General features: G+C 54.7%; 20 protein-coding genes and 1 tRNA gene. 10 read left to right on the forward strand and 11 right to left on the reverse strand.

Annotated elements, in window-relative coordinates:
* The first annotated feature begins 12 nt into the window (after window positions 1-12).
* The 3 genes from E3E30_RS03235 (at window position 13) to E3E30_RS03245 (ending at window position 5,215) form a co-directional block, all read left to right on the forward strand.
* Entirely contained in the window at window positions 13-759 is a 747-nt protein-coding gene (locus tag E3E30_RS03235; protein ID WP_167728432.1) for a class I SAM-dependent methyltransferase, read from the forward strand.
* 185 nt (window positions 760-944) lie between these two features.
* The gene (locus tag E3E30_RS03240) at window positions 945-3,611 is read left to right on the forward strand and encodes a valine--tRNA ligase (protein WP_167728909.1); all 2,667 of its coding nucleotides are present in this window, start codon (window positions 945-947) and stop codon (window positions 3,609-3,611) included.
* A gap of 230 nt (window positions 3,612-3,841) precedes the next feature.
* A complete protein-coding gene (locus E3E30_RS03245) occupies window positions 3,842-5,215 on the forward strand; it encodes a transposase (RefSeq protein ID WP_240922516.1) in 1,374 nt (457 codons plus the stop codon).
* Window positions 5,216-5,307: 92 nt separating this feature from the next.
* Here E3E30_RS03245 and E3E30_RS03250 read toward each other — a convergent pair whose 3' ends face one another.
* Both E3E30_RS03250 and trm10 read right to left on the reverse strand, forming a co-directional pair.
* Entirely contained in the window at window positions 5,308-5,688 is a 381-nt protein-coding gene (locus E3E30_RS03250; RefSeq protein WP_167728433.1) for a hypothetical protein, read from the reverse strand.
* Window positions 5,689-5,752: 64 nt separating this feature from the next.
* Window positions 5,753-6,862, reverse strand: a complete 1,110-nt coding sequence (gene trm10 / locus E3E30_RS03255) for a tRNA (guanine(9)-/adenine(9)-N1)-methyltransferase (RefSeq protein ID WP_167728910.1) — start codon at window positions 6,860-6,862, stop codon at window positions 5,753-5,755.
* Between the two features lie 90 nt (window positions 6,863-6,952).
* Here trm10 and E3E30_RS03260 point away from each other — a divergent pair.
* Both E3E30_RS03260 and E3E30_RS03265 read left to right on the forward strand, forming a co-directional pair.
* Window positions 6,953-7,030: transfer RNA gene (locus tag E3E30_RS03260), tRNA-Glu, on the forward strand.
* A gap of 596 nt (window positions 7,031-7,626) precedes the next feature.
* On the forward strand, window positions 7,627-8,622 hold the full coding sequence (locus tag E3E30_RS03265; RefSeq protein WP_167728434.1) for a class I SAM-dependent methyltransferase family protein: 996 nt from the start codon (window positions 7,627-7,629) through the stop codon (window positions 8,620-8,622).
* A gap of 101 nt (window positions 8,623-8,723) precedes the next feature.
* Here E3E30_RS03265 and E3E30_RS03270 read toward each other — a convergent pair whose 3' ends face one another.
* Both E3E30_RS03270 and E3E30_RS03275 read right to left on the reverse strand, forming a co-directional pair.
* A complete protein-coding gene (locus E3E30_RS03270) occupies window positions 8,724-10,049 on the reverse strand; it encodes a TldD/PmbA family protein (RefSeq protein WP_167728911.1) in 1,326 nt (441 codons plus the stop codon).
* Between the two features lie 10 nt (window positions 10,050-10,059).
* Window positions 10,060-11,427, reverse strand: a complete 1,368-nt coding sequence (locus tag E3E30_RS03275; protein WP_167728912.1) for a TldD/PmbA family protein — start codon at window positions 11,425-11,427, stop codon at window positions 10,060-10,062.
* Between the two features lie 130 nt (window positions 11,428-11,557).
* Between E3E30_RS03275 and E3E30_RS03280 the strand changes: the two genes are divergently transcribed.
* Both E3E30_RS03280 and E3E30_RS03285 read left to right on the forward strand, forming a co-directional pair.
* Window positions 11,558-11,902, forward strand: a complete 345-nt coding sequence (locus E3E30_RS03280; protein WP_167728435.1) for a cupin domain-containing protein — start codon at window positions 11,558-11,560, stop codon at window positions 11,900-11,902.
* Window positions 11,903-11,904: 2 nt separating this feature from the next.
* Window positions 11,905-12,612 carry an aspartate racemase gene (locus tag E3E30_RS03285; protein ID WP_167728436.1) on the forward strand — a complete coding sequence of 236 codons (708 nt, stop codon included), beginning with the start codon at window positions 11,905-11,907 and terminating at the stop codon, window positions 12,610-12,612.
* On the opposite strand, the gene E3E30_RS03290 is transcribed toward E3E30_RS03285, so the two are convergent.
* Complete coding sequence (locus tag E3E30_RS03290; RefSeq protein ID WP_167728437.1) at window positions 12,599-13,423, reverse strand: MBL fold metallo-hydrolase; 825 nt, start codon at window positions 13,421-13,423, stop codon at window positions 12,599-12,601. The two genes, E3E30_RS03285 and E3E30_RS03290, sit on opposite strands and share 14 nt — an antisense overlap.
* Window positions 13,424-13,495: 72 nt before the next feature.
* The gene (locus E3E30_RS03295) at window positions 13,496-15,607 is read right to left on the reverse strand and encodes a PEGA domain-containing protein (RefSeq protein WP_167728438.1); all 2,112 of its coding nucleotides are present in this window, start codon (window positions 15,605-15,607) and stop codon (window positions 13,496-13,498) included.
* A 115-nt stretch (window positions 15,608-15,722) separates the two neighbouring features.
* On the opposite strand from E3E30_RS03295, the gene E3E30_RS03300 reads away from it, so the two are divergent.
* A complete protein-coding gene (locus tag E3E30_RS03300) occupies window positions 15,723-16,916 on the forward strand; it encodes a redox-regulated ATPase YchF (RefSeq protein ID WP_167728913.1) in 1,194 nt (397 codons plus the stop codon).
* Window positions 16,917-16,931: 15 nt separating this feature from the next.
* On the opposite strand, the gene cyaB is transcribed toward E3E30_RS03300, so the two are convergent.
* Genes cyaB through E3E30_RS03315 form a run of 3 tightly spaced genes read right to left on the reverse strand, consistent with a single transcriptional unit; the run spans window position 16,932 to window position 18,484 of the window.
* Window positions 16,932-17,465: a class IV adenylate cyclase gene (cyaB, locus tag E3E30_RS03305; RefSeq protein WP_167728439.1), complete on the reverse strand. Its 534-nt coding sequence runs from the start codon at window positions 17,463-17,465 to the stop codon at window positions 16,932-16,934.
* 1 nt (window position 17,466) lies between these two features.
* Window positions 17,467-17,949 (reverse strand): Lrp/AsnC family transcriptional regulator, encoded by a 483-nt coding sequence (locus E3E30_RS03310; RefSeq protein ID WP_042689695.1) that lies wholly within the window; start codon window positions 17,947-17,949, stop codon window positions 17,467-17,469.
* Entirely contained in the window at window positions 17,933-18,484 is a 552-nt protein-coding gene (locus E3E30_RS03315; RefSeq protein ID WP_167728440.1) for a flavin prenyltransferase UbiX, read from the reverse strand. Before E3E30_RS03315 ends, E3E30_RS03310 begins: the two co-directional genes overlap by 17 nt.
* A gap of 66 nt (window positions 18,485-18,550) precedes the next feature.
* On the opposite strand from E3E30_RS03315, the gene E3E30_RS03320 reads away from it, so the two are divergent.
* On the forward strand, window positions 18,551-19,348 hold the full coding sequence (locus E3E30_RS03320) for a diadenylate cyclase (protein ID WP_042689689.1): 798 nt from the start codon (window positions 18,551-18,553) through the stop codon (window positions 19,346-19,348).
* Window positions 19,349-19,365: 17 nt separating this feature from the next.
* Here the strand turns inward: E3E30_RS03320 and pyk are convergent, their stop codons facing one another.
* A complete protein-coding gene (pyk, locus tag E3E30_RS03325; RefSeq protein WP_167728441.1) occupies window positions 19,366-20,802 on the reverse strand; it encodes a pyruvate kinase in 1,437 nt (478 codons plus the stop codon).
* 94 nt (window positions 20,803-20,896) lie between these two features.
* Here pyk and E3E30_RS03330 point away from each other — a divergent pair, with 94 nt between their 5' ends.
* A complete protein-coding gene (locus E3E30_RS03330) occupies window positions 20,897-21,352 on the forward strand; it encodes a peroxiredoxin (protein ID WP_167728442.1) in 456 nt (151 codons plus the stop codon).
* Here E3E30_RS03330 and E3E30_RS03335 read toward each other — a convergent pair.
* On the reverse strand, window positions 21,342-22,040 hold the full coding sequence (locus E3E30_RS03335) for a peptidase M54 (protein WP_167728443.1): 699 nt from the start codon (window positions 22,038-22,040) through the stop codon (window positions 21,342-21,344). The genes E3E30_RS03330 and E3E30_RS03335 overlap by 11 nt on opposite strands.
* Window positions 22,041-22,073: the final 33 nt, after the last annotated feature.

Raw genomic sequence — 22,073 nt, forward strand, 5'->3', positions numbered from 1 at the left:
TTAGGTGGTACCATGCACGAGCTCTACACCGTTCTGGCCGAGTACTACGACGCGATTTACAGGCGAAGGGCCGAGCGGGTTAAGGATGAGATTGACTTCGTGGAGGAGCTGTTCCGGAAAGAGGCCGAAAGGGGAGTAAAGAAAATCCTCGACCTCGCCTGCGGAACCGGGATTCCAACGCTCGAACTCGCGAGGCGCGGTTACGAGGTTACGGGCCTCGACCTCCACGAGGAGATGCTGGCAGTTGCGAGAAGAAAGGCCGAAAGGGAAGGGCTCAGCATCGAGTTTCTGCAGGGAAACGCGCTTAAACTTGAGTTCGAGGAAGAGTTTGATGCAGTAACTATGTTCTTCTCATCAATCATGTATTTCGATGATTCTGCAATTCAGCGATTATTTAATTCTGTAAAACAGGCGCTGAAACCGGGCGGGGTCTTCATAGCGGACTTCCCATGCTGGTACTATGGGGGAAGGGACGGTCCAATAGTATGGGACGAGAGGAAGGGCGATGAGAGGCTGGTCATAACAGACTGGCGCGAGGTGGAGCCGGCTTTTCAGAAGCTCCGCTTCAAGAGGCTCGTGCAGATAGTGAAGCCCGATGGGAGCGTTAGGGCCTTCATGGTGGACGATGAACTGAACATTTACACGCCGAGGGAGATGAGGCTCTTGGCCGAGAAGCACTTCAGGAAGGTTAAAATCTACGGAAACCTTCACGAGCTGAGGCCCAACGACAGGAGGTACTGGCTGGTGGCGGTTAAGTAGCAAACTTTTTAAGCCCCGGTTCATTTCAGCGCACTGGTGGTGCCTATCGTCCACCGTAACGCAGATTTCAACGCCTGAATTCGTCGGTTTTCCCTCTTGGTTAGTCTTCAAAAGGGCACCGCCAAGATTTTTAAAGCCCCCTTCTGAGGGTAGAACATCGTTTGAAAACCTAAAGGGTGATGTCCATGCTCCCGAAGAACTACGACCCGAATGAGATTGAGCCCAAGTGGCAGAAGTTCTGGCTCGATGAGAAAATCTACAAGTACGAGCTCGACGAGAAGAGGCCGAGCTACGCGATTGACACCCCGCCCCCGTTCACGAGCGGAACGCTCCACCTCGGTCACGTGCTCAGCCACACCTGGATTGACATCATCGCGCGCTATAAGAGAATGACCGGCTACAACGTGCTCTTCCCGCAGGGCTTCGACAACCACGGGCTTCCTACCGAGCTTAAGGTCGAGAAGGAGTTCGGAATAAGCAAGGACCAGCCAGAGAAGTTCCTCCAGAAGTGCGTTGAGTGGACCTGGCAGGCCATCGAGGCCATGCGCAACCAGTTCATCAGGATAGGCTACTCGGCCGACTGGGACCTGGAATACCACACGATGGACGACTGGTACAAGGCAGCAGTCCAAAAGTCCCTCATCGAGTTCTACAAGAAGGGCCTCCTCTACCAGGCCGAGCACCCGGTTTACTGGTGCCCGCGCTGTAGGACGAGCCTTGCCAAGGCCGAGGTCGGCTACGTCGAGGAGGAAGGTTACCTTTACTACATCAAGCTCCCGCTTTCCGATGGTTCCGGTTACGTTCCGATAGCCACCACGAGGCCCGAGCTCATGCCCGCCTGTGTTGCCGTCTTCGTCCACCCGGAGGACGAGCGCTACAAAGACGTCGTCGGCAAGAAGGTCAAGCTCCCGATATTCGAGCGCGAGGTGCCGGTTCTGGCTGACGAGGACGTTGACCCGAGCTTTGGAACCGGAGCGGTCTACAACTGTACCTACGGTGACGAGCAGGACGTCGTCTGGCAGAAGCGCTACAACCTGCCGGTCATCATAGCCATCAATGAGGATGGAACGATGAACGAGAACGCCGGACCCTATGCCGGCCTCAAGACAGAGGAAGCGAGGAAGAAGATTGCCGAAGACCTCGAGAAGATGGGCCTCCTCTACAAGAAGGAGAAGATAAGGCACCGCGTTCTCAGACACACCGAGAGGAGCTCCTGTATGGCCCCGATTGAGCTGTTGCCCAAGAAGCAGTGGTTCATCAAGGTCAAGGACTTCACGGACGAGATAGTGAAGGTCGCGAAGGAAATCAACTGGTATCCCGAGGACATGTTCCTCCGCCTCAAGGACTGGGCCGAGTCAATGGACTGGGACTGGGTCATAAGCAGGCAGAGGGTTTTCGGAACGCCGATTCCCTTCTGGGTCTGCGATAACGGCGAGATAATACTGCCCGACGAGGATAAGCTTCCGGTTGACCCGCGCTTTGACAAGCCTCCTAGGAAGTGCTCCGACGGAAGCGAACCGAAGCCCGTCACCGACGTCCTCGACTGCTGGGTTGACTCAAGCATAACCCCGCTGATAATAACCAAGTGGCACGAGGCTATCAAGGGCGACGAAAAAGCCAAGCGCTGGTTCGAGCACAACTTCCCGACCGCGCTCAGGCCCCAGGGAACCGACATCATAAGGACGTGGGCATTCTACACGATATTCAGGACCTACATGCTCACCGGCCAGAAGCCCTGGCGCGACGTCCTCATCAACGGAATGGTCGCCGGGCCCGATGGAAGGAAGATGAGCAAGAGCTACGGCAACGTCGTTGCCCCTGATGAGGTCATTCCGAAGTACGGCGCCGACGCTCTGAGGCTCTGGACGGCCCTCGCCCCGCCCGGAGAGGACCACCCGTTCAAGTGGGAGACCGTTGACTACAACTTCCGCTTCCTGCAGAAGGTCTGGAACATCTACCGCTTCGCCGAGAGACATCTCGCTGATTTCGACCCGGACAAAGCGCCAGAGGAGCTCGAACCTCTCGACCGCTGGATTCTCAGCAGGCTCCACAGGCTCATCAAGTTCGCCACCGAGGAGATGGAGCGCTACCGCTTCAACCTGCTCACGCGCGAGCTGATAACCTTCGTCTGGCACGAGGTGGCAGATGATTACATCGAGATGATTAAGTACCGCCTCTACGGCGACGACGAGGAGAGCAAGCTCAAGGCAAAAGCGGCGCTCTACGAGCTCCTCTACAACCTGATGCTCCTGATGGCGCCCTTCGTCCCGCACATCACCGAGGAGCTCTACCAGAACCTCTTCCGCGAGAGGGTTGGCGCTAAAAGCGTTCACCTCCTCGACTGGCCGAAGTTCAGGGAGGACAGAATTGACGAAGAGGCCGAGAAGCTCGGCGAGCTGGCGAGAGAAATAGTCGGCGTGATAAGGCGCTACAAGAACTCTCACGGCCTCGCCCTCAACGCCAAGCTCAAGCACGTGGCCATCTATGCAACCGATTCTTACGAGAAGCTCAAGACCATCGAGAGGGACATAGCCGGAACGATGAACATCGAGAGACTCGAGGTCATCAAAGGTGAGCCTGAGCTCGAGGAGCGCATAACCGAGATAAAGCCCAACTTCAGGACAGTCGGGCCGCGCTACGGCAAGCTCGTGCCGAAGATTACCGCCTACCTCAAGGAACACGCGGAAGAAGTGGCAAAGGCCCTCAAGGAGACCGGAAAGGTTGAGTTCGAGGTCGATGGAGAAAAGGTCGAGCTGAGCAAAGACGACGTCGTCATCAGGAAGGCGGTGTTCAGCGAAGGGGAAGAGGTCGAGACTGCGGTCGTTGGGGACGCGGTTATAGTGTTCTTCTGAGTTCTTTCTTTCTCCCCTTCCGGGTCCTCTTTGTAATACATAATGTCGTAATTCTTTTAAGGCATGACTTTTTAATCCCTCCGGTGGTGCAATGGCAAAGTGGGTAGTGTATTACATTTTTCTTTTGAAAGTCTCGCCCTTTAGGGCGGGGATGCAGTAAACTGCTCAACGGCCCTTCAATTAGGAAAGCGATACTCTTTTAAAGCTTAAAATTCATACCATACTTTAAAATGAAGCGAACAGTAATGGTTAAACTCCAACCTTCAAAAGAGCAAGCGAAAATCCTCTTCGAATTAGCCGATACTGGAACCAAAGTCTGGAACCGCGTAAACTACCTGCGAAGACAACAGTTCTTCGAGGGCAAAATCGTGGACTTCAATTCGACCGAAAAAACCGTTTATGAAGAGTTTAAACGGGAAATTGGCTCTGCAACCGTTCAACAAATAGCGAGGAAGAACGCTGAAAGCTGGAGGAGTTTCTTCTCACTCCTCCGGAAGAAGAGAAATGGAGAACTTCCCAACTGGCTTAAGCCTAAACCACCAAACTACCTCAAAGAAAACGGGAGGAGAAAACCCTTAATCGTCCTCAGAAACGACCAATACAAAATTGAGGGTAATAAACTCATTCTAAAAGGCATTGGCAAATTCAAACGCTTAGAAATTCAGTTCAAAGGCAGAATTCACCTGAAGGGCAAGCAGGGACGCTTAGAAATCACTTATGACCCGGTTAGGAGGAAGTGGTATGCCCACTTGAGCTTTACCGTCGAGGAAAAGCTTGAGGGTGGTGAGTGGGTTAAACTCCCGAGAACTCCAAAGGGAAGCCTTTCAGCAGGAATTGACTTGGGAGTGAACAATCTCATGGCCGTTTACGTGGAAAACGGGGAAAGCTTCCTCGTGAATGGAAGGCCTTTGAAGAGTATTGATTTTTATTGGAGGAGAAAAATTGCCGATTACCAGTCTAAACTCAATAAGAGTGGAGCCAAAACGAGTAGAAAACTCAGGAGAATGCATAGGAGGTCCAAACTTCAGGCGAAACACTACCTTAACACGGCGGTAAGGCAAACCATGAGGAAACTTTACGAGTTGGGCGTTTCTAAGATTGTCGTTGGTTATCCAAAGGGAATTGCGAGGAACTCTGACCGGAGCAAAAAGCAGAATTTTATCCTCTCTCACGTCTGGCGGTTTAATTACGTTATCAAACGCTTGACTGAGGTTGCAGAGGAGTATGGTATTCAGGTTGAGCTTGTTAATGAGGCTTTCACTTCTAAGCTTTGTCCCGTTTGCGGGAGGCCTCATGAGGAGGCTCGTTTCGTTCGTGGTTTGTTTAAGTGTCCCGCAACGGGGCTTGTTTTTAATGCGGACTTGGTTGGTGCCTTTAACATTTTGAAAAAGGCCGTGAACACCATAACCCCTAATCCGAGCGGTCTTTACGCTCAGAGGAGGGGTAACGGGGGGAAGGCCCTCCCCGAGGGGTTCGAAGAACTCGTTCCAACGGGTTCCTTAATGAGAACCCCTCAAACCTTCCTGTCCATGCGAGGGGTTAATTCGCTGGAACCCTCGCCCTTCAGGGCGGGGAGGAGGTCAGTTCGGAATCGACCTCCCTGAGACGCCCCCCGAGACAAAGTTCGCGATACGCGTTGGCCTATTCGGGTTGCTCCTGATGGCGGGTATACTGAGGGGATACATAAGATAGCGGATTATCTGAGCTGAATCTCAAAGAGCGTCGCGTCTCTCTCCTTTATTACCTCAACCTTTACCTCTCCGAACTCCTTCCTCAGTTCATCAAGGACTTCCTGAATCATATCATCCTCAAGCAGGTCTTCGTTCTCGATGAAGAGCGTCTTTCCCGTGTACCACACCTTGTAGACAAAGTCATAGCCGGTAAACATCTTGTTGTCCCCTTCGCCGAAGACAACGTTGCCGTTCTCCTTTATTATGTTCAGAATCGCCTGCTCCGGGCAGTGAGCCTTTCTGAACTTGGAGTAAATTCTTGGTATGACCTCACACGGAGAGCCGCCCATAACCTGCTGGGTTCCAATGTTGTAATTCCGGAAGAGAATCAGCGCGCTTACTCCCATGTCAACCCCCGAAGAAAGTTGAAGACAGGGTTTAAATGCCATCTGGTTCATTCATCTAACGATTTCAGCAGTTGTAGCAGAGCATCGCGGCCTTTTTGAGCAGAATCACGCGGTAGAGCTTTCCGCGAATGAGCCTCGCGTTCGAAATCTTGTTAAGGTGGTGAATCCTCTTTCTATCGAGCGCGACCAAGTCAAGCTCCCTGAGAACTTTAACAAAGTCCTCCCAGCGGATTTTGAGCCACTTCGAGTACTCGTTGAAGAGTTCCTTCTCGACAACGCGATAGGTCTTCCCGTCCACCATGTAGCGGGTTGCCCTCTTCGGAAGCTCCTTTCTGAGTCTCCAGCGCGCGTGAAGCGGTTCCTGGAACTCGTAAACGGCCTCGTCCATTGGCTTTCCTTCCACCATCATCTTGAGGATTATGCCGAGGATTCTGTTTATTCTATCAGGAACGCCGGTAACGTCGCCCCTGAGGACTATTTTCCTTCGTCTGACCTGGATTCCAGCATTTTCGAGCTCCTCACCTATTTTCGGCGTCAGCTTTTTGTCGTGACCGGTATCTACGATTCCGCCGATTACAAAGGCCTTAACGCCGAAGTCTTTTTTGCTTAAAACCTCATCCGCCCAGGGGTCAAGGAGAACGACCTCGTCTACTCCCTTCTCCTTCAAAAACTCGGCAGTCGGACCCTCGTAGGCGGTAATCCTGTCGAGGGGGCCGTGGAACATCTCTTGAAACTCCTCGTTGGCCCACGTTACAGCCAGCTCTCTCCCGGTGAAGTAGTCGCGCAGAAGGCCGTAGCTCTGGTTAACCTGGAGGCAGACCTTGCCCTTTTCCTTTTGAGTGTGTTTGTCCCAGAGCTGGAGGTCGATTATGAAATAGGGCCACTCCGGAAGTTTTGAGCGGAGCTCCTCCGGGGAGAGAACCATTTCAAACTTGTCCGCCATGCAGAGGGGGGCGTAGGCGTAGTAAGAGCCTTCAACGCGGTTCCCGTTCAGGTCCCATGCAACTGCCGTCTTCTCGGGGACGCGGAAGATTGCGCCCTTGCCGTGGACTATCTCAACCGCGATGTCCTGGAGTTTGTTTTTGGATTTCCTAAAGCGCTTTGAGAGCGTTCCGATGCTCTCTATGCCCTTCTCCCTCAGTGCCTCCCTGAGAACGTCCGCGAGGGTCTTCATGGCCATCGCTTGAGGCTCGGGGGGAGGTTTAAAAAGGTTTGCCGAGACCTGACGAAAGATTTTTAAACGCTCACCCTTCCCTAATATCGAGCCCCGGTGGTGTAGCCCGGTCAAACATGCGGGCCTTTCGAGCCCGCGCCCCGGGTTCAAATCCCGGCCGGGGCACCATAACAGCCCTTGCTTCGCAAGCGCTGGCGGAAGAGAGGGTGCTTTTTTGGAAGTATTCATTTCCGGGTGGGTTTCTGTCAAACTCGCCCAACCGTTGAGGGTTTCCTCCGGAAAGGCGTCCTTCGGACGCCAAAAATAAGCTGAAACTACTCGGGAGGCTTTATTTTATTTAGTGTTCAAACTCTTATCAATGTTGCACTTGGTTGGTGCACAACTGACGTTTTGCTCTTTGGTTATAAGGGCATTCCTTTCGCCAGCCTTTGTTAAAGGCTGTGGGCAAAGTTTCATCAAAATTCGTGATTCCCTTTTGAAGAGCAGTTTTTGAGTGAATTTCTCTTCGAGTTGCTCGTTTGGGGCGAATTCCTTTAAAAGCGCCTTTTAAGTGGGTTCACGTCTTTAGCGCTCCTTTGGAGCGCGGGTAAATATAACCCGCTTGGAAAAGCCTTAGTCCTGTGAATTCAAACTTTCAACGGCGGGCTTGATTTTGAAATTCTATTGTAGAGGAGCCCTATAAGAATCACAAACTTTGAGAACCAGCGGAAAGTTTTTTGAAGCTAAGACTGTGTTCGTGTTGAACTCCATCATGGTGAACCGTCATGCTCGCCGTCAAAGTCCCCAAGAGAGAGGCCGAAAAAGTGCGGAGGAAGCTCATCGAGCTCGGCGTTCTGGCGAAAGGATACGCCGTCAGGCGGGAGGGTGAGTTCGTTCTGTTTCCCGTCACGAGAGAAGTTGAGGGCTTCGAGCTGGTCGAGGCCGAGTTTGAAAGGCTTGAGAAGCGACCCCACAGCTATCGCGAGGTAGTTGACGTCCCCGATGATGTTAGACCGCTCCTTCCAAGCTCCTTCGACATAATCGGCGACATCGCGGTAATCGAGCTCCCCGAGGAGCTGATGCCCTACAGAAGGGCAATCGGCGAGGCAATTCTCAAAGTCCACAGGCACATAAGGGCAGTCTTCGCCAAGGGGAGTAAAGTCGAGGGCGAATACCGCGTTAGGGAGCTGATACACCTCGCAGGGGAGAAGAGAACTGAAACCCTCCACCGCGAGAACGGGATAAGGCTCAGGCTCGACGTTGCTAAAGTCTACTTCTCACCCCGCCTCGCCACCGAGAGAATGAGAATTTTTAAGAAAGCGAAGTCTGGGGAAGTCGTCTTCGACATGTTCACCGGTGTCGGGCCCTACTCAATCCTCCTCGCGAGGAAGGCGAAGCTCGTCTTTGCCTGTGACCTGAACCCATGGGCGGTTCGCTACCTCGAGGAGAACATCAGGCTGAACAAAGCCAGCAACGTCGTTCCCATCCTCGGAGACGTGAGAAAAGTTGCCGGAAAGCTCAGAGCCGACCGCGTTGTAATGAACCTGCCCAAGTTCGCTGACCGCTTTTTGAAGGAGGCCATGCTGAGCGTTAGGAACGGGGGTGTTGTTCACTACTACGGATTCGGTCCGGAGGAGGACCTCTACTCGGAGCACGAGGCGAGGATTAAGGCCGTCGCGCGGGAGCTGGGCTTCTCGGTCGAGTTCCTTGAGCGGAGGAAAGTCCGCCCCTACGCTCCGAGGCAGTTCAACATCGCGATTGACTTCAGGGTTCTGAAGTGATGTTCTGCGCGGAGAACGGGACTTTAAAAGCGGGGGTTTTCCCGATAAAACACCCTTAAGGTTAGAAAAACGGAAAGATTGAAAATGACAGAAGGGCCGGTTCACTTCCCCGCTATCTTCACGTTCTCGAACCTTATGAAGGGCGTCGTTATGGTGTTCATGAAGGGCATCACGGTCTGCTCCCTGCTTACCTCGCTCGCCTGCCTGAGGAGCTCGTAGACGTTGCCGGCGATGAGGAAGACGCTCGAGCCGACGACCTCGCCGTCCTCGATGAGGAAGGCGGGGTTGGCAGTTACGGCAAAGTTTCCGTTATCTGGGTTGCTGGAGTGTGCGCCCTGGAAGCCGTCCACGAAGTAGCCGCGCTCGATTTCCGAAATCATGTCCTCAAGGGAGCGCTTGCCACTCTCAATCACGACGTTGTGGAAGCCGATGTTGATTCCGCCGCTCCTTAAATCCCTCTTCCCGTTTCCGGTGCTCTCGGTTCCGTAAACCTTCGCCCAGTAGTTGTCCCAGACGAAGCCCTTGAAGGTTCCGTCCTCGATTAGGACGTTCTTCCTCGTCGGAACGCCCTCGCCGTCCGCTATGACGGGCTCAAGCGACAGCTCGTAGAAGGGGTCGTCGCAGAGCGTTATCACGTCGCTCGCAATCTTCTCGCCCACCTTGCCGGCCAGGGGTGTGGTTTCCTTGACGAGGCGCTCGCCGCTGAAGGCCGGAAGGAGCGCGTAGCTGAAGAGACCTGCAATCGCCCATGGACCGAGGATTATCGGAACCTCCTCGTTCCTGCTCGGCTTGACGCTGTAGGCCCACTTGACCTTCCGGACGGCCCTCTCAACAACCCCTTCAACGTCGAGGTTCAAATTCCTCTTCGCGTCGAAGTCGAAGATGCCCGGCGTTACAACGTCACCCTTCCTGCCCACCAGCTCAACGAAGAAGAACGCCGCGCCGCCCTCTTGGAAGACGTCTATTCCGTGGGAGTTCACTATCTGTCTCTCCTCCCAGCTGACGCCGCCTTCCCCGCCGGCGACGACCACGTGCTTGTCCTTCTCGCGGGCGAGCTTTATGGCCCTGACGAGCATCTCAACGAGAACGTCGGGAGAAGCTTCTTTTAGCTCGTAGTTGGGCTTGGGTTTCTCCCTGTATTTCCCCGGCTCCGGCAGGGAGACCCACTTCTCGTCCCTGCTGTTGAGCCTCGCCATCTTCGCGGCCTGCTCTATCGCTTCCTTAACGCGCTTCTCCTCGTCGCTGTCCACTATGGCCAGACCGAGGCGCTTGTCCTTTATACCGCGGATTATCGTTACCGCCCCACTCCTCGTCGAGGCCATCGAAATCTCGTTGAGCTCGACGTTCGCGCTCACATCCCTTGAGCGGTAAACTGCAATCTCAACCTCGTCGAAAAACTTCTCGGCGTAGCGTATGAGGTTCTCCATCGTCACCACCTCACCCGATGAGAATTCCCCCGTCAAACCTCATGTGCGGGCCACCGGAGCTGACGAAGGCAGTCTGCCCCTTTCCGCAGAAGCCGACCTCAAGGCCGAAGTCCTTGCCGACGGCGCTTATCTTCTTGAGGGCCTCTATCGCGACGCCGGTAATCGAGGTGTCCCGTATCGGCTCCGCTATTTCTCCGTTTCTAATCACGTAGCCCTCCTGGATTCCGACCTGGAAGGCGCTGTTGAGCTGGGCCTGTCCACCGCGGAAGTCAACGACGTAGTAGCCGAACTTGATGTCCTCGATGAGCTCCTCGAAAGAGTGGTCGCCGGGCTCGAAGACGGTGTTGCGCATCCTGATTATCGGCGGATAGCGGTAGCTCTCAGCCCTGGCGTGGCCGTTGGGTTCCATGCCCCACTTGTGGGCGTACTCGCGGTTGAGCATTATCTCCTTCAGGATTCCGTTCTCGATGATGTGAATGTCCTTAACCGGAACGCCCTCGTCGTCGTACTTGTCGTTTCCGAAGCCACCTTCAACGTAGCGCTCGCTCATCGTGACGTACTCCGGTGCAATCTGCTTGCCGATGAGGTCCTTGAAGGGCGAATTTATGGTAAGGTCTGCCTCGGCGAGGTGGCCAAGGGCCTCGTGGGCGATGATTCCGACGACTATCGGGCCGGCCACAATCGGCCACTCACCGCGCTTCGGGGCAACACCCTTGAGCTGGCTGTGCATCTTCCTGAGGAGCCTCTCCTTCACCTTCTCGTTCGGCTCTATCTCGGTCATGAGCTCCCAGCCGTAGTCAACGGCTCCAATGCTGTCCCTCGCCATCGCGAGCTTTCCGTCGGCCTTTCCGGTAACGTAGGCCCCCTGGTAGAGGTAGTTGTAGTCCCACTCTATCCTCGTTCCCTCGTTGGTGAGGAGGATTTTCCTTCCACCGCCGTCCTCGTAGCGAATCTGAACGCTCTTTACGGCCTTGTCCTCCTTGAGGAGCTTCTCAAGCTCCCTGAGGTGGGAAACTTTCTCCTCGATGTCAACTTCCCTTGGCTTGACGCGCATTTTGCTCTCCACGAAGTCCTCGACCGGCTTTATCTCGGCCAGCTGGATTTTCTCCTTCTTCGTCTGCGCGGCCGCCTTAGCGAGCTTGTAGGCCTCTTCAATCTTCTTCTCAAGGTTCTCAAGCTCGCTCGTCGAGGCGAAGCCCCAGGCACCGTCCGCCAGAACCCTTATGGCAACGCCCCTGTGGAGCTTCCCCGTGAAGCTCGTGAAGACGCCGTCCTTGAGGCCGAGCGTGGTCTTCCTGAGGTCCTCGTAGCGCAGCTCGATGTACTCAGCCTTCAGGTTTTCTTCAGCCCACTTAAGGGCCCTTTCAAGTGCCTCCATGTCCACCACCGTTGACGTTTGTCCAATCCATTGTGGGATGGACAACTATAAAAGTCTTTTGAGCCTTTCGATGAGGGTCGAAAGGAAAACCTTTTTCAGACCCCTGAGCGAATTTTAGTGGGGTGAGAGGGTGAAGGCCGAAATCAAAAACCTCATAGACAGGGGCACCTACAGGAAACTACCTCTCTTCGAGGGCGAACTCCCTGAAGGTTCATACGCCCAGATAGTCGAGGTCAAACCGGGACAGACGGTTAAGAAGCACTACCACCTCCACCAGTACGAGCTGTTCTACATAATGAGCGGTGAAGCCCGGCTGGGCATCGGCGAGACCGAGTACCTCGCGAGGCCTGGGGACATCTTCCTCGTCAAGCCGAAGACCGTTCACTGGGTAATCAACGAGAAGGACGAGCCCTTCAGGCTCTTCGTAGTGAAGCTCAACTACAAAGGCGACGACTCGGTGTGGCTGGAGGAGTGAAGATGGCCGAGAGGGTCATCGGAATCCTCGGCGGAATGGGCCCGCTCGCGACGGCAGAGCTCTTCCGGAGGATAGTTGAGAAAACCCCGGCTAAAAAGGACCAGGAGCACCCGCGAATCATCATCTACAACAACCCGAAAATCCCGGACAGAACCGCCTACATCCTCGGCAGGGGCGAGGACCCGAGGCCCGAGCTCATAAATAGCGCCAGAAAGCTCGAGAGCTGGGGGGCGGACTTCATAATAATGCCCTGCAACACGGCTCACTTTTTCGCCGAGGACATTCAGAAGGCCATACGGATTCCGCTCGTCAGCATGGTCGAAGAAACTGCAGAACGCGTGAAGGAGATGGGCCTCAGGAAGGTGGGCCTTCTCGCAACTGACGGAACGATAAAGGGCCTCGTCTACCACCGCGCGCTCCTTAAAAGGGGAATAGCCATCGTGACGCCGGACAGGACGGGGCAGGAGCTTGTGATGGAGGGGATATACAGGGGAGTCAAAGCCGGAAACGTTGCCTACGGGCGGGAGCTCCTCCTGCGGGTCGCGAAGAAGCTCGAAAAGAGGGTTGACGGAATAATAGCCGGCTGTACTGAGGTCAGCGTCGCGCTCAAGCCGGACGACCTGAGCGTCCCCCTGATTGACCCTATGGACGTCATAGCCGAGAAATCAGTAAAGCTTGCCCTCGGCCTTGAGGAGCTCAGAGCTCGATGACCATCCCCGAGTGGAGCTTGTGGAAGCGCCCCCCGTAGGCCTTCAGGAACTCTGCCTCCGCCCTCAGACCGGTGCAGTGCCCGGTGTAGACCTCCTCAACGCCGAGCCTCTGAAACTCTTGTACGGTCTTCCTTATCCTCTCATCGCTCGCTTCAATCAGGTGAAAGCCCCCGATGACGGCCCTAACCCGCTCCTCTCCCGTCAGCCGTATCGCGTGCTTCACTATGCTCACAATTCCCGCGTGACTGCAACCGCTTATAACAACGAGTCCTTCTGGAGTCTTAGCGACGAGGCTCATGTCGTCCTTCAGTTCGTCCCTCACGACCTTTCCGTTCTCGATGGTGTAAACTTCAAGCTCGGCCCTTTCAAAGTCCTCCCTCGCGGTTATTTCGCCGGTTGAGAGGACGTTCTCCGTTATTGGAAGCGGGTCGGCGGTGAGGTAGAGGTCTGCCAGCTCTTCAACTTCCTTCCGCCTAAAGGGAATGCCAACATCGCGGAGGTATGGCCTCGTGATGAAGTGCCTTCTGAAAATCGAGGGGTGCGCTACAACCGGAACGCGCCTTCCGATGGCCTGTAAAATCCCCAAGAGCCCGCCGGTGTGGTCGTAGTGGCAGTGGCTCAGGAAGACGTGGTCTATCGAGTCTGGCCCGATTCCGAGGAGCTTCATGTTGTGGAGCACTGGCTCGGCGCTCTGACCTGCATCGAAGAGAATTCTCCTGCCGTCCGCCTCGATGAGGAAGCTGACGCCGTGCTGTGCAAAGAACGGGCTTTCATAGCCCGAGTAGTCCTCGACGAGAACAACCACGCGCATTGTTTCCACCGAAGGGATTAGGAAAAAGAAAAGTTATAGTTTTCGAGTGAACTCTGCTTGGGAAACTGAAAGTCATGGGCCCCTGCTCCTCCTCCAGAGAACTATCAGACCAGCGGCAAGCATTGTCAGCGTAACGCCGAGAACAGCTCCCATAGGAGGGCTTTCCCGAGGAGCTGTCTCCGGCGAAGTCGTTCTGAGTGGCTTCAGTCTCAGCGGCAGGAGTTTCATCTCTTCCGCGGTTATGGTGATGTTGGCGGAATAAGGTTCATAGCCCTCCTTCAGAACCCTTACTCCGTGTCTTCCCTGGAGCAGGCTTATAACGAGGGGAGTCGTTCCTAGCTCCCTCCCATCCACGATAACCCTTGCACCTGGAGGCTCGGTCGTAACGTTAAGAAGGCCGTAGGCTGACCTAAGCCAAATTTTCAAAGGAACCACCGATGGAGCGGTGAGGACAAGCTCCTCCGTGTAATTCAGGTAGCCCTCACGCGTCGCCGTGAGGACGTATTTCCCCGGCGGAAGCTCAATCCTGAGTTCATCGTTCGGGTATTTTATCTCACCGTAGAAGGTTCCGTTGATGTAAACTTTCGTATTTGACACCTGCGATGTTAGGCAGAGGACGGCGGCTGGGTCAAGAGTCACGTTGAGGTAAACCGTTTTGAAGGCGGGGACAGTTACGTTCCTGATGAGGGTTCTGTACCCATTCGATTTTATCGTGATTGTATGGTTGCCGGCATCAACGGTTATGTTGTCCCCGATTCTGCCTTCATATTCACCGTCCACGTACACTTCAGCGTCCCTGGGTGTACCGTTGACGATTATCCACCCGCGGTACCACGTGAGGGGAAGGTTGAGAACCATCTTCTTCCCTGGAATCACAGTGAGATTGCCCTCGTATTTGTAAGCCGTCCAGTTGTGGGCGTAGATTGCCAGGTTGTACCTGCCACCGGGCAGTACGAGTTTCGTCGCACCGCTCCCAGCGGGCTTTCCATCAATGTACACATCGGCATTCAACGGGTTGGGCCATACCTCCACGTATCCCAGAGGATTCAAAAGTTTGATATCCATTATCAGGCCCATATACCCAACTCCGCCCCTCACAGGTTTGAAGGGCTCTATATCCGGGTCTACCCACTTGGGGATGACGTGGAAGGTTGTCCCTTCCCTCAGAAAGTTCTCCAGCGTGGCAACGTAAAATCTCCCGTTTCCACCGCCCCCGATGAATTCACCCGAGATGACCGTAAAGAGATAGTCAGGGTTTAATGTCAGCGTGAAAACGTCGTTGTGGACTTTCAAAACGGCGCCCTCTTCATCGTACACTCCCACGATAAAGGTCGTTCCATTAATGTACTCGGCATCAAAGGGACAGAAACCCCTAACGGAAAAGGCTTTGCCCCTTTCGGGGTAGATAACGTTGCCTGTTCCAGAACTGCACATGAGGAGCACGGGTTCACCTTCCAATAACTTCACCCTCACTGGAGTGACTCCGGTGGGCCTGAAGTGGAACTTAAGGGACTTCACAACCTTCCCGGAGGGTGAAAGTTTGAGGAACACGGGAAGACCGTCATCGGCGAGGCCCGCGGTGTATATGAACCGCCCATCTGTGGTTATATCCGTGAGGGTTAAGTTGAGAAAGGCCGCCAAATCCCTTCCAAAGGTGTTGAAAATAGAGATATGGGAAGCGCGGCCGGGATAGGTTATCAGAACGTAGGGGGTTCCGTTCAACACCGTGAGCCCAGAGGCGATACCGGAGAAGGATACCTCTTTGTAATCGCCGTGCTCGTTCCACTGAAAATACCACGACTGGAGGCCATACTTGTTTTCCCATGGATTCTCGACGCACTCAACGCCACTTACCATCAGCCATCCTTTGTCCGAGACCATCTCAAAGTAAGGCCAGAACTCCACATCAGTGTCAATTCCCTCAAACCTTTCCCTAGCTAAGACCTTCCACCACTCAAGGGTGCCGTTGGGAGAGATTGCCAGCAGTACCGCGTACCCATCGCAGGAGCCCCCACCACTCGACGCAATGCCGAGAGCATAGACTGTGCCGTTCACCTCTTCCACTCCCACTACGACAGCCTCTTTCATCAGGCCGTCCATATTGAACTCAAAGGGCATCACCCGGGCCGGGACAAGGGATAGCAACAATATAAGGACGATGACAAGGAAAAGGGACCTTTTCATCTCACTCCACCTCTTTGAATACCACGGGCCAAAATTAAATAAATTTTTGTAGCTCGATACTTCCCCTCACCGCAACCTCTTAAAACCCTCCCCCCAATTTAGGCCGGTGGGAGGAATGGAGATAGGCGTTGTGGGAAAGCCAAACGTCGGAAAGTCAACGTTCTTCTCAGCGGCGACGCTCGTTGACGTTGATATAGCGAACTACCCCTTCACCACCATCGATGCCAACGTCGGCGTGAGCTATGCCATAGCGGAGCACCCCTGCAAAGAGCTCGGCTGTGAGCCGAACCCCCAGAACTACGAGTACCGCGATGGGAAGGCCCTGATTCCGATAAAGATGATTGACGTCGCCGGTCTCGTGCCAGGAGCTCATGAGGGGCGCGGTCTGGGCAACAAGTTCCTCGACGACCTGAGAATGGCCTCCGCCTTAATCCACGTCATAGACGCCACCGGAAAGACCGACGCCGAGGGTCAGCCGACGGATTACCACGACCCAGTTGAGGACATCGAGTTCCTTGAGAGGGAGATAGACTACTGGATTTACGGAATCCTCAAGAAGGGCTGGGAGAAGTTCGCGAAGAGGATTAAACTCCAGCACATGAAATTAGAGCAGGCAATAGCCGACCACCTCTCCGGAATTGGAGTAACCGAGGAGGACGTGTGGGAAGCGATTCACAAGGTGGGCCTTCCGGGCGACCCCACCAAGTGGAGCGACGAGGATTTGCTCGCCTTCGTCCGCGAGCTGAGAAAAATCAACAAGCCGATAATAATAGCCGCAAACAAGGCAGATGCCGCCACAGACGAGCAAATCAAGAGGCTCATCGAGGAGGGAAAGAAGAGGGGCTACCTCGTCGTTCCAACTTCGGCCGCCGCGGAGCTGACCCTCAGGAAGGCGGCAAAGGCGGGCTTCATTGAATACATTCCGGGCTCGGGCGACTTCAAAATCGTCAAGAAGATGAACCCCAAGCAGGAGAAGGCCCTTCAGCTGATTAAGGAGAAAGTCCTCGACCGCTTTGGCTCGACCGGCGTTCAGGAGGTCATAAACAGAGCGGTCTTCGAGTTGCTTAACCTCATTCCGGTTTACCCGGTTCAGGACGAGAACAAGCTCACCGACCAGTTCGGCAACGTCCTACCGCACGTCTACCTGCTCCCGAAGGGCTCGACGCCGAAGGATTTGGCCTATAAGGTTCACACCGACCTTGGAAGGACTTTCCTCTACGCGGTAAACGCCAGAACGAAGAGGCGCGTCGGAGAGGACTACGAGCTGGAGTTCAACGACATAATCAAGATAGTCGCCACGGCCAAGTGAGGAACGGGCCCTAGGTCAGCTTTTTTCATCCTTCTTCTCGTTTCTCATAGCTTCTCTTATGAGCTCCTGGTAAAGCCTCGGCTCCACATCGTCTTCGCTCAGGCCGAGGAGCTTTGCAACTTCCCAGATTTTCTTCTTCGCTTTCTCAACGTCATCTGAGATGACCTCTATGTCGAGGAAACCGCCGAGGCCTTCAACGTCGTTGAGCTCGAAGGTGACATCGCCCAGGCGGTACACAAGCCTCCTCTTCCTAACCACAACGTCTTCCTCAAAGCCAAGGCGCTTGAGAATCTCGACGGTTGCCTCAAAGTCCGAGACCTCAACTTCAAACTCGTCGAACTCCTCGTTCCTGCCCAAATCCTTGATTTCCTTGTAGGTCAGAAAAGCTTTCCCGAGGTTGTCGAGCTTCCTCACGCGGAGGAGCTTTGGGAGGGGTAGGGAGAAATAAACGTCCTCCTGGAGCTCCTCCCTGACGAAGAGGGCCCCAAGGGACTCGATTTTCCGCCTCGTTTCCTCAAAATCAACCCTGAACTTCACTTCAACCTCCATGTCAGACCCTCACGAGGAAGCCCACGAGGTCCTCGCCCTTGACGAAGTCCTGGAGGGGAATCACTTCCACGCGCTTCAGCGTTGGTAATACCTTTATCGTCTCGTCAATGAACTTGTTGAGCTTGTCCTCGCTCTCCTCGCCGACGAGGGCAACGACGCTGTCCTTACCGCTTCTCGCGACCGCGAGAACGTTGGGGAGAATAGAGAGGGTCTTCATGATGTAGCTGATGTACTTCTCAAGGAAGTCCTCGATGATTGGTGTCTCGGCCTGAATGTAAATCAGCGCAACCGCCTTGGGACGAAGTGAATCACCCAGAATAATCGTGTACCGCTCGATTACACCCCGTTCCAGGAGCTTCTTGATTCTAAAGTGTATCGTTGACTCGGGTCGATTTAACCTCTCCGCTATCTCGGAGATGGTCAGGCGAGCGTCCTCCTTGAGGAGTCTGAGTATAGCCCTATCAAGGTCATCCAACTGTACCATGGGGAATCCCCCAGCGCTGGTAAATATCGTTGTTAATTTCCAGAATATCTAAGATTTTGCCGATTATAAAGTTTATTATATCATCCACAGTTTTCGGCTTTGTGTAAAATCCAGGCGAGGCGGGCATTACAATCGCTCCCGCGCGAGTCACACGAAGCATGTTCTCGATATGGATGGCGTTGAGAGGAGTTTCCCGTATAAGGAGCACGAGCTTTCGTCTTTCCTTCAGAGCGACGTCCGCAGTTCTGGTTATCAGGTTGTCGGCGTAACCGTTGGCTATCGCAGAGAGGGTCTTCATCGAGCAGGGAGCGATTACCATCGCGTCAAACGGGTAAGAACCCGAGGCGGTTGGGGCGAAGAGATTGTCTTCCGGGTAATCCGGCTTGAGTTCAACGTCGAGCTCGTGGCGGGCAACCTTTATCCCGGTCTCCGTCGCAAGAAGAATGACTTCATGGCCGAGTTCGCGAAGAACGTCGACGAGCCTTATTCCATACACTGCCCCACTCGCACCGGTTATTGCAACCACTACCCTCATGACATCACCGCTATCGCTTCCCCGCTATCTTTTTATACCTTTTTGGCCGAAAAACATCGAAGTGCCATGAAGATACATCCCGTTCTCATAGAGAGCGCCCTTGAGATAGCCAAGAGACTCGGTGCCAAAGCCCTCGTGATAATGGAGGAAGTAGAAGAAGAGAAGATACCCGACACCGACCTGCCCGTTGTCCTCGTCGGTTCATCTTTTGACGTTGAGGATGAGAAGGTCAAGAAGGTATCCATCCCCCAGAACCTCGACCTCAACAACGTGCTCAACCTTCTCTCTGCGTTTCTCATGGAGCACAACATCGTCAGCGAGGGTGATTCCTTCGTCTACGTTACCGAGGACGCGATAGGCATCAAGACCGTCAAGAAGGGAATCTCAGCGATGAAGAGCTTCTTCGCCCAGAACCAGAGCGTCCTTCAGAGAATGCTTGAGATTGCCATAGAGCTCAGCATAGAGGGCAGGGAAGGAACGCCGGTCGGAACGATATTCGTCATCGGCGACACGAGGAGGGTTCTAAAGCACTCCCACCAGCTTATTCCCAACCCATTCAAGGGACACCGGATAAACGTTCTTGACAGGGACAGCAAGGAGATAATAAAGGAGTTCGCCCAGCTCGACGGTGCGTTCGTCATAAGGGAGGATGGGCGGATAGTGTCAGCAGGGAGGTACCTCGAGGTCGAGCCAAAGGTCATCGATTTGATGCTACCCCCTGGCCTGGGGAGCAGGCACATCGCGGCCGCTGGAATAACCAAGCTGACGAAGGCGATGGCCATTAGCCTCTCGGAGAGCGGGACGATAAGGATTTTCAAGAACGGGCTCATGCTCCTCGAGTACAACCCGAGGCTGAGGTACTGAAGGCAAAAAAGAAAGGGTCAGACGTTGAAAATCCTTATGGTGTTCGTTCCCGCGGTCCTTCCTATCGGCGTTCCCTTGGTCAGCAGAACGGTGTCGCCCTCGCTCACGAGCCCGAGGCCCGTTATGAGGCGGATTATCTCCCTTTCGCTCGTTTCTTCCACCTTGAACGGGTAGACTCCGTAGGAGAACATCAGCGTGTTGGCGACCCACTCGTTGGTGACGAAGGCCAGAACCCACTGCTTCGGCTTGAACCTCGCTATGAGCCTCGCGGTCTGGCCGGTTCTGGTGGGCGTCAGTATGTACTTGATGTCAATTGAGTTGAGGGCCTCTATGATGCTCCTCGCTATCGCGTCCTTTATCGTTCCCTTCGTCGGTCCGCGTCCCTTCCACTCGTTCATCTTCCACTCGACCGTTCTGCTCGTCCAGAGGCTGTCGCGGTAAGCCTCGGTGGTCTTGGCAATCCTCGCCATCATCTTGACGGCTTCAACCGGGTATTTTCCAACCGCAGTTTCCTCGGAGAGCATAACGGCGTCGGTTCCGTCGAGGATTGCGTTGGCAACGTCGGTGACCTCTGCTCTGGTAGGAAGCTTCTCGTGCGTCATGCTTTCGAGCATCTGGGTGGCCGTCACAACGGGCTTGCCGGCGCAGTTGGCCTTCTTAATGAGCTTCTTCTGGAGTATCGGGAGCTTTTCAATGGGCATCTCGACTCCAAGGTCTCCCCTCGCTATCATCACGCCGTCGGAGGCGTTGAGAATCTCGTCGAAGTTCCTGACCGCGTCGGGGCGCTCTATCTTCGCGATGAGGAACAGCTTTCCGTGGTGGGAGTCAACGAAGCGCCTGACCTTGAGGACGTCGTAGGCCGAGCCCACGAAGCTTATTCCTACGGCGTCGATGCCGACCTCAAGGGAGAACTCCACGAACTCCAAGTCCTTCTCGGTCACCGCATCTATCGCCAGCCTCGCCTTCGGGACGTTTATGCCCTTGTGGGAGAACAGCGTACCTCCAACGAGAACCTTACAGATAACGTCCTGACCGCGGACTTCCTCAACGCGGAGCGCTATGAAGCCGTCGCTGAGGTAAATCACGTCGCCCTTGGAGACCATCCTCGGGAAGTCCTTGAACTCGACGGGGATTACCGCTTCGTTCCCAACGACGTCCCTCGTGGTCAGCGTTATCGTCTGCCAGCGCCTCAGGTTGACGGAACCGCCTTCTATCTCCCCAACGCGAATCTTGACGCCGGGCAGGTCGCCGAGTATCGCGACGGGTCTGTCGAGCTTCTCTGAAACCTTCCTGACGAGCTTTACCGCCCTCTCATGCTGTTTGAGGTCGCCGTGGGCGAAGTTGAGCCTCGCGACGCTCATCCCCGCGCGAACCATCGCAGAAACCGTTTTCTCCTTGAGTGAAGCCGGGCCGAGGGTCGCTATAATCTTCGTCTTCTGCCCCGGAAGTCTCATGCTACCACCTAAGAAGGGACTACGCGCTCCCGCTAAAAAACGTTTCCCGCGGAAGGTTTATTAATTAGGGCGCCCTAAAAGCCCCGGTGGTTTCATGGGGTTCCTTGAGGTTGAGGTTTACGACGAAGGGGGTCGGAAGGTCAGGCTCGGGGACATCGTAAAGGGCAGGTGGACGGTTCTCTACGTTTACCCAAAGGACAACACGCCGGGCTGTACGACCGAGGCAAAGGAGTTCACCGAGTTGCTTTCTGAGTTCGAGAAGCTCGGCTTCCAGGTGATTGGGGTCTCCAAGGACTCGGTGGAGAGCCACAGACGCTTCAAGGAGAAGCACGGGCTAAAGGTTAAGCTCCTGAGCGACCCCGAGGTTCGGCTCATCAAGGCCCTCGGCGCGTGGGGAAAGAAGAAGCGCTACGGAAAGGAGTACGAGGGCGTCATAAGGAGCACGTTCATCATAAACCCCGAGGGCAAAATCGTGTGGGAGAAGCGCAACGTCCGGGCAAAGGGACACGCAGGAAGGGTTCTCAAGGTTGTCAGGGAACTCAAAGGGTGAAGCTCCCCAAGCTCTCGTTCAGTTTTTCCATGCAGGAATCACAGAAGACCGCCGGCCGGGAGTCCCACTCCTCCATCGTTGCCGGAGGATTCATGACGCAGGGGTTGGAGCAGTGTTCAAGGCCGAAGGCGTGGCCGACCTCGTGAAGGATGCCCTTGAGGAGGCGCCCCTTGAAGGTTTCAAGCTCGCGCGAGAGAATTCTCCTTGCGAGACGCTTAACTTCCTCCTCCACGTGGGGGTTCTCAAGGGTTCTGAGGGCCATCCGCAGAACGTCCGACTCAAAGGGCCTCATGGAGAGCACCATTATCCTCCTGCCGAGTCTCTCTGCCTGGAATCCCAAGAAGCTCTCGTAGAAGTCGAAGTAGCGGTTCCTCGACGCGAGCGGGAAGCTTATCAGGCCGAGGATTTTGTTCATGGCGATTTCATCATCCTTCTCAAGTTCAACCTTGAGGCGGTAGTCGAGGAAATCAACGAGGACTTCGAGCGGGTAAAGCCTTACCGTGCCCTCCGGGGTTTTGACGTTGATTAGATAGCCCGGCTCGAGGGTCAGGCTGTCGAGGTAGATGAACCTCACCCGCAGGCCCCAGTCCGCAAAGAGCCTGTTGGCCTCGTCAACGACCTCGAACATCGCGTCCTTCAGGGTGTTTTCAAGGAAGTTGGTGACGTAGGTGAAGCCTATGAACTCCATATTCTACCCTCGCTCAGACCTAGGGAGGGTTGG

Origin of the sequence: Thermococcus sp. 9N3, assembly GCF_012027685.1 — an archaeon.
GTDB lineage: Archaea > Methanobacteriota_B > Thermococci > Thermococcales > Thermococcaceae > Thermococcus > Thermococcus nautili.